The 6,907-nt window shown below is 35.3% G+C and carries 6 protein-coding genes; all 6 read left to right on the top strand.

Annotated elements, in window-relative coordinates; translation table 11 throughout:
• Positions 1–347 precede the first annotated feature (347 nt).
• The 6 genes from ACR65F_RS17975 to ACR65F_RS17950 all read left to right on the top strand — a co-directional run bounded on the left by ACR65F_RS17975 (position 348) and on the right by ACR65F_RS17950 (position 6,438).
• Complete coding sequence (locus tag ACR65F_RS17975; protein WP_440505328.1) at positions 348–1,283, top strand: protein rep; 936 nt, start codon at positions 348–350, stop codon at positions 1,281–1,283.
• 510 nt (positions 1,284–1,793) lie between these two features.
• Positions 1,794–2,447, top strand: a complete 654-nt coding sequence (locus ACR65F_RS17970) for a hypothetical protein (protein ID WP_440505327.1) — start codon at positions 1,794–1,796, stop codon at positions 2,445–2,447.
• A 327-nt stretch (positions 2,448–2,774) separates the two neighbouring features.
• Positions 2,775–3,032: a hypothetical protein gene (locus ACR65F_RS17965; RefSeq protein ID WP_440505326.1), complete on the top strand. Its 258-nt coding sequence runs from the start codon at positions 2,775–2,777 to the stop codon at positions 3,030–3,032.
• 721 nt (positions 3,033–3,753) lie between these two features.
• Positions 3,754–4,689 (top strand): protein rep, encoded by a 936-nt coding sequence (locus ACR65F_RS17960; RefSeq protein WP_440505328.1) that lies wholly within the window; start codon positions 3,754–3,756, stop codon positions 4,687–4,689.
• A gap of 510 nt (positions 4,690–5,199) precedes the next feature.
• Positions 5,200–5,853, top strand: a complete 654-nt coding sequence (locus ACR65F_RS17955; protein ID WP_440505327.1) for a hypothetical protein — start codon at positions 5,200–5,202, stop codon at positions 5,851–5,853.
• A gap of 327 nt (positions 5,854–6,180) precedes the next feature.
• The gene (locus tag ACR65F_RS17950) at positions 6,181–6,438 is read left to right on the top strand and encodes a hypothetical protein (RefSeq protein WP_440505326.1); all 258 of its coding nucleotides are present in this window, start codon (positions 6,181–6,183) and stop codon (positions 6,436–6,438) included.
• Positions 6,439–6,907 lie beyond the last annotated feature (469 nt).

The following is a 6,907-nucleotide window of genomic DNA, read 5'->3' as shown; positions in this document are numbered from 1 at the left end:
TTTTGTGGTTTTGTGGTTTTGTGGTTTTGTGGTTTTGTGGTTTTGTGGTTTTGTGGTTTTGTGGTTTTGTGGTTTTGTGGTTTTGAGCGAAGCGAAAAAACGATTTTTTCTTATCTTGATATAAGGGTAACATCTTCGATTTGCCCTGATTGGTCTTGAGCCCTTGGTATATAAGGCTTGAATACAAAAAAACTTGCGAAATTCCTAATAGTGTTCTAGACTTTGAGTTACCACACAAAAAGTCAAAACAGAAGGAAGGTGCAAGTTTTTAAGTGCCTTAATTGGCGTTTATTAACTTAAGTTATATGACTCAATATAAAGCAGAATCCAAAAATAATCAAGATATTATGGTTAAGTCTACTAAGAAAAAACGTAGAAATGGTGTATTAGCTTATTTTATGGAAAAGCTGGTTTCTGAAAATGTCATTACTCAAAACACTTTAAAGCTCATAAAGGAGTGCAATACATTCATGGTGATGGTTGCTGATGAAAGTATGGAAAAGAAAAAACAGCATAAAGGCAATACGTGCAAAAATCGTTTTTGCCCCATCTGTGCGTGGAAAAAATCTCGAAAAGATGCGTTAGCGTTGTCGGTGATGATGACTTACTTAAAGCAAGAGGAAAATAAAGAGTTTATTTTTTTGACGTTAACAGCACCAAATGTGCAGGCTGAGGAATTGGAAGATGAAATTAAAGACTATAATCATTCGTTTAAAAAGTTGATGGAACGTAAGGAAATCAAGAAAATTGCAAAGGGTTATGCTAGAAAATTAGAAATTACCTATAACCAAGAACGTGATGATTACCACCCACATTTTCATGTGTTGATTGCGGTTAATAAAAGCTATTTTACACAAACTGCTCAATATATTTCTCGGGATCGATGGCTTGAACTGTGGCAAGAGGTCACGAAAAACCCACTTATTACACAAGTTGACGTGAGGAAAGTTCGCAATGGTCGAGATGATAAAGTTTATGAGATTGCTAAATACTCCGCAAAAGATAGCGATTATTTAATTAATCAAGAAGTTTTCGAGGTATTTTATAAAGCCTTAAAGGGTAAACGATTAATAGTCTTTTCTGGGCTATTTAAAGAGGCCATGACCAAATTTAGAAATGGTGAATTAGATGCTTACAAAGAAAAAGATGTTACGAAATATGTCTATGCCATCATGTATAATTGGGGTGGTAAAAAGTATATCGAATTAGAAAAAAGGTATTTGACCGATGAGGAACTAGAAGAGATCAATAGCAAGCTGATTGATGAAAAAGAGGTAGATTAAGATACAATAGATTTCATTAGATGGGACATTTTGTTAAGGTTATATTAAGAAAAGGAGGGAGTAACTTGGATAATAAGAAACACCCTAAAAACCTTGTTATCGTTCGTTTGGTAGCGACGTCGCTGATACTTCTGTCTTTAATATTACCGTACATTGGGTTAATGGAGCATAGTACAACTCCATTTGTTATTCTTATAACACTTTTTGTGTTTTACGTTATGGAAAATAGATATGGAAAAAAAACCGTAAGTGAATAGATTTGTACAGGAAGTTTATTTGCAGAAAATGGCAAGTTTATGAATGTCAAGAATATTTATGGGATGGCAAATTTGCCATCCCTTTTTATTTTTCTTTGGGCTAAACATACAAAAAAATACTTCAAAGAGCGAACAGACGATTTTGAGGCGTGTTTATCCAACTAATTGTAATTTCAGGAAGGTTATCAATCTATTATGTTGAATGTTACTACAGTGGAAGGATATTCCAACATTTTATTAGGAGGTTTTTTTGTTGAAATTTAAAGGTTTTTTTCTGTTTTTGTCTGTGTTATTAGTTTTCAGTAGTTTTGCTGCGGGTGGGAATTATGCAAGTGCAAGTAATGCACCATCAGATCCAAATGCATTAAATCAAAAAACGATTGATTTGGTAGATAGTTTTATAGTTTTTAAAGATAATAATTTTGTAATTGAAGATGTTGAAGTTCTAATCAACAAAATTGGTGAAGAAGAGTTTGCTAAAGTTAATGCGGAGATCGCTGATAAAAATGCTATGTTAAGTGAACTTACAACAGAAGAACTTGATGGAATATCTGTGATTGGTAATCATATTGAGTTTTTAGATCAAAATGTATCGGCAAGAGCTGGTGGTAGAAATGCTCTCGAAATTCATTGGTGGGGTTATAAGTTATTTTTGAATGATAATTTAACAAATACTACAGCTCAAGCTTTGGCAGGTGGAGCAGGTACTGCTGCAATTGTAGCTATTTGGGCACCTTGGTTTACAGCTCCTACGGCTGTTGTGAAAGCTGTAGCTGCAACTGTTGGAGTTGTTTTGGGTGGTTCTTCTGCAATGTTTTATAAGACAAATAAAGGCAAGGGTGTATATTTAAGATTTACTGGAATTTTACCTGCAACTGTGGTTTACACTGGTATGTTTGCTCAATAAGAAAGTATATAAGTTATACTTTAACCCCCCGATAAAGAATGCTGAATAGCATTATCTTTATCGGGGGGTTGTTTATTTTTTGGTTGTTACCGTGACTATCGGATGTGGATTCTTCACCCTTTTTATCGAATTCTTGATAGATTCCTAACAAAAAAAGTTGTGAAGATATATTGGGCAATACCTAAGTTTTTTTGCCCCTGCTGGAACAATGCGGAGCATTATTTACGGACGGAGGACGCCCTTCGGAGCACCTGACAACTGTCAGTGTATAGATGGGCACTCGTACTTTTAGAGTGACCTGTAGTTAACAGGAAGGAGAATTGAATTATGCAGTTTCCAAAGGTTTTAACAATTGCTGATATATCTACTCGATGGGAAATGCCAAGACAAAGTATTCACGAGAAAAAAGAAGGTAATGATTTTCCGGAGCCAATTCAGTTTGTTGGAAATGGACGAACTGCTTTGTATTTGGAAAGTGATATTGAAACGTACGAAGAAAAACATCCCTGGATTAAGTCACCAGATTGGAGACGCAGCAGACAGCGTTTTATTTGGTCTTTGAAACAAAATGAATATGGGAATTAAAATTAAAAGCTTTTAAAGGACATTTACAGGTCTTTTAAAGGCTTTTAAATATTTTAAAGGTATTTAAGTTAAGGAAAAGGCTAAAACGCAATCAAGGGGCTTTTAAAGGGTTTTAAAACGATGTGAAAAGGAATGGACCGTTTGCAGAACACAACAAACGGAATGATCCATGGAATGTGCCTGCTTGCAGGTCTGCCTTGACATGCAATTTTCCGTGATAAACTTTCTACTAGCGAGCCGCCTTTATTTTTTACAAGGTGGCTCTGGCTCGCGAAACTCACGGAAAAGGTTCTTGCGTGTCAAGGCCACATGGAATGGTTCATGGAGTGGAAGAACGTGCTTTTAAAGGGCTTTGAATGGTTGTTATTTTGTAGCATTGTAGCATTGTGGTTTTGTGGTTTTGTGGTTTTGTGGTTTTGTGGTTTTGTGGTTTTGTGGTTTTGTGGTTTTGTGGTTTTGAGCGAAGCGAAAAAACGATTTTTTCTTATCTTGATATAAGGGTAACATCTTCGATTTGCCCTGATTGGTCTTGAGCCCTTGGTATATAAGGCTTGAATACAAAAAAACTTGCGAAATTCCTAATAGTGTTCTAGACTTTGAGTTACCACACAAAAAGTCAAAACAGAAGGAAGGTGCAAGTTTTTAAGTGCCTTAATTGGCGTTTATTAACTTAAGTTATATGACTCAATATAAAGCAGAATCCAAAAATAATCAAGATATTATGGTTAAGTCTACTAAGAAAAAACGTAGAAATGGTGTATTAGCTTATTTTATGGAAAAGCTGGTTTCTGAAAATGTCATTACTCAAAACACTTTAAAGCTCATAAAGGAGTGCAATACATTCATGGTGATGGTTGCTGATGAAAGTATGGAAAAGAAAAAACAGCATAAAGGCAATACGTGCAAAAATCGTTTTTGCCCCATCTGTGCGTGGAAAAAATCTCGAAAAGATGCGTTAGCGTTGTCGGTGATGATGACTTACTTAAAGCAAGAGGAAAATAAAGAGTTTATTTTTTTGACGTTAACAGCACCAAATGTGCAGGCTGAGGAATTGGAAGATGAAATTAAAGACTATAATCATTCGTTTAAAAAGTTGATGGAACGTAAGGAAATCAAGAAAATTGCAAAGGGTTATGCTAGAAAATTAGAAATTACCTATAACCAAGAACGTGATGATTACCACCCACATTTTCATGTGTTGATTGCGGTTAATAAAAGCTATTTTACACAAACTGCTCAATATATTTCTCGGGATCGATGGCTTGAACTGTGGCAAGAGGTCACGAAAAACCCACTTATTACACAAGTTGACGTGAGGAAAGTTCGCAATGGTCGAGATGATAAAGTTTATGAGATTGCTAAATACTCCGCAAAAGATAGCGATTATTTAATTAATCAAGAAGTTTTCGAGGTATTTTATAAAGCCTTAAAGGGTAAACGATTAATAGTCTTTTCTGGGCTATTTAAAGAGGCCATGACCAAATTTAGAAATGGTGAATTAGATGCTTACAAAGAAAAAGATGTTACGAAATATGTCTATGCCATCATGTATAATTGGGGTGGTAAAAAGTATATCGAATTAGAAAAAAGGTATTTGACCGATGAGGAACTAGAAGAGATCAATAGCAAGCTGATTGATGAAAAAGAGGTAGATTAAGATACAATAGATTTCATTAGATGGGACATTTTGTTAAGGTTATATTAAGAAAAGGAGGGAGTAACTTGGATAATAAGAAACACCCTAAAAACCTTGTTATCGTTCGTTTGGTAGCGACGTCGCTGATACTTCTGTCTTTAATATTACCGTACATTGGGTTAATGGAGCATAGTACAACTCCATTTGTTATTCTTATAACACTTTTTGTGTTTTACGTTATGGAAAATAGATATGGAAAAAAAACCGTAAGTGAATAGATTTGTACAGGAAGTTTATTTGCAGAAAATGGCAAGTTTATGAATGTCAAGAATATTTATGGGATGGCAAATTTGCCATCCCTTTTTATTTTTCTTTGGGCTAAACATACAAAAAAATACTTCAAAGAGCGAACAGACGATTTTGAGGCGTGTTTATCCAACTAATTGTAATTTCAGGAAGGTTATCAATCTATTATGTTGAATGTTACTACAGTGGAAGGATATTCCAACATTTTATTAGGAGGTTTTTTTGTTGAAATTTAAAGGTTTTTTTCTGTTTTTGTCTGTGTTATTAGTTTTCAGTAGTTTTGCTGCGGGTGGGAATTATGCAAGTGCAAGTAATGCACCATCAGATCCAAATGCATTAAATCAAAAAACGATTGATTTGGTAGATAGTTTTATAGTTTTTAAAGATAATAATTTTGTAATTGAAGATGTTGAAGTTCTAATCAACAAAATTGGTGAAGAAGAGTTTGCTAAAGTTAATGCGGAGATCGCTGATAAAAATGCTATGTTAAGTGAACTTACAACAGAAGAACTTGATGGAATATCTGTGATTGGTAATCATATTGAGTTTTTAGATCAAAATGTATCGGCAAGAGCTGGTGGTAGAAATGCTCTCGAAATTCATTGGTGGGGTTATAAGTTATTTTTGAATGATAATTTAACAAATACTACAGCTCAAGCTTTGGCAGGTGGAGCAGGTACTGCTGCAATTGTAGCTATTTGGGCACCTTGGTTTACAGCTCCTACGGCTGTTGTGAAAGCTGTAGCTGCAACTGTTGGAGTTGTTTTGGGTGGTTCTTCTGCAATGTTTTATAAGACAAATAAAGGCAAGGGTGTATATTTAAGATTTACTGGAATTTTACCTGCAACTGTGGTTTACACTGGTATGTTTGCTCAATAAGAAAGTATATAAGTTATACTTTAACCCCCCGATAAAGAATGCTGAATAGCATTATCTTTATCGGGGGGTTGTTTATTTTTTGGTTGTTACCGTGACTATCGGATGTGGATTCTTCACCCTTTTTATCGAATTCTTGATAGATTCCTAACAAAAAAAGTTGTGAAGATATATTGGGCAATACCTAAGTTTTTTTGCCCCTGCTGGAACAATGCGGAGCATTATTTACGGACGGAGGACGCCCTTCGGAGCACCTGACAACTGTCAGTGTATAGATGGGCACTCGTACTTTTAGAGTGACCTGTAGTTAACAGGAAGGAGAATTGAATTATGCAGTTTCCAAAGGTTTTAACAATTGCTGATATATCTACTCGATGGGAAATGCCAAGACAAAGTATTCACGAGAAAAAAGAAGGTAATGATTTTCCGGAGCCAATTCAGTTTGTTGGAAATGGACGAACTGCTTTGTATTTGGAAAGTGATATTGAAACGTACGAAGAAAAACATCCCTGGATTAAGTCACCAGATTGGAGACGCAGCAGACAGCGTTTTATTTGGTCTTTGAAACAAAATGAATATGGGAATTAAAATTAAAAGCTTTTAAAGGACATTTACAGGTCTTTTAAAGGCTTTTAAATATTTTAAAGGTATTTAAGTTAAGGAAAAGGCTAAAACGCAATCAAGGGGCTTTTAAAGGGTTTTAAAACGATGTGAAAAGGAATGGACCGTTTGCAGAACACAACAAACGGAATGATCCATGGAATGTGCCTGCTTGCAGGTCTGCCTTGACATGCAATTTTCCGTGATAAACTTTCTACTAGCGAGCCGCCTTTATTTTTTACAAGGTGGCTCTGGCTCGCGAAACTCACGGAAAAGGTTCTTGCGTGTCAAGGCCACATGGAATGGTTCATGGAGTGGAAGAACGTGCTTTTAAAGGGCTTTGAATGGTTGTTATTTTGTAGCATTGTAGCATTGTGGTTTTGTGGTTTTGTGGTTTTGTGGTTTTGTGGTTTTGTGGTTTTGTGGTTTTGTGGTTTTGTGGTTTTGTGGTTTTGTG

The organism is Sporosarcina sp. SAFN-010 (assembly GCF_059415065.1).
Note: the sequence above shows the minus strand (reverse complement) of the source record. Positions and strands in the feature narration are given on the sequence as shown.

Excerpts from the sequence above, each read along its gene's own strand:
- ACR65F_RS17975 (WP_440505328.1), top strand. The coding sequence starts at position 348 with ATGGTTAAGTCTACTAAGAAAAAACGTAGAAATGGTGTATTAGCTTAT.
- ACR65F_RS17965 (WP_440505326.1), top strand. The coding sequence starts at position 2,775 with ATGCAGTTTCCAAAGGTTTTAACAATTGCTGATATATCTACTCGATGG.
- ACR65F_RS17960 (WP_440505328.1), top strand. The coding sequence starts at position 3,754 with ATGGTTAAGTCTACTAAGAAAAAACGTAGAAATGGTGTATTAGCTTAT.
- ACR65F_RS17950 (WP_440505326.1), top strand. The coding sequence starts at position 6,181 with ATGCAGTTTCCAAAGGTTTTAACAATTGCTGATATATCTACTCGATGG.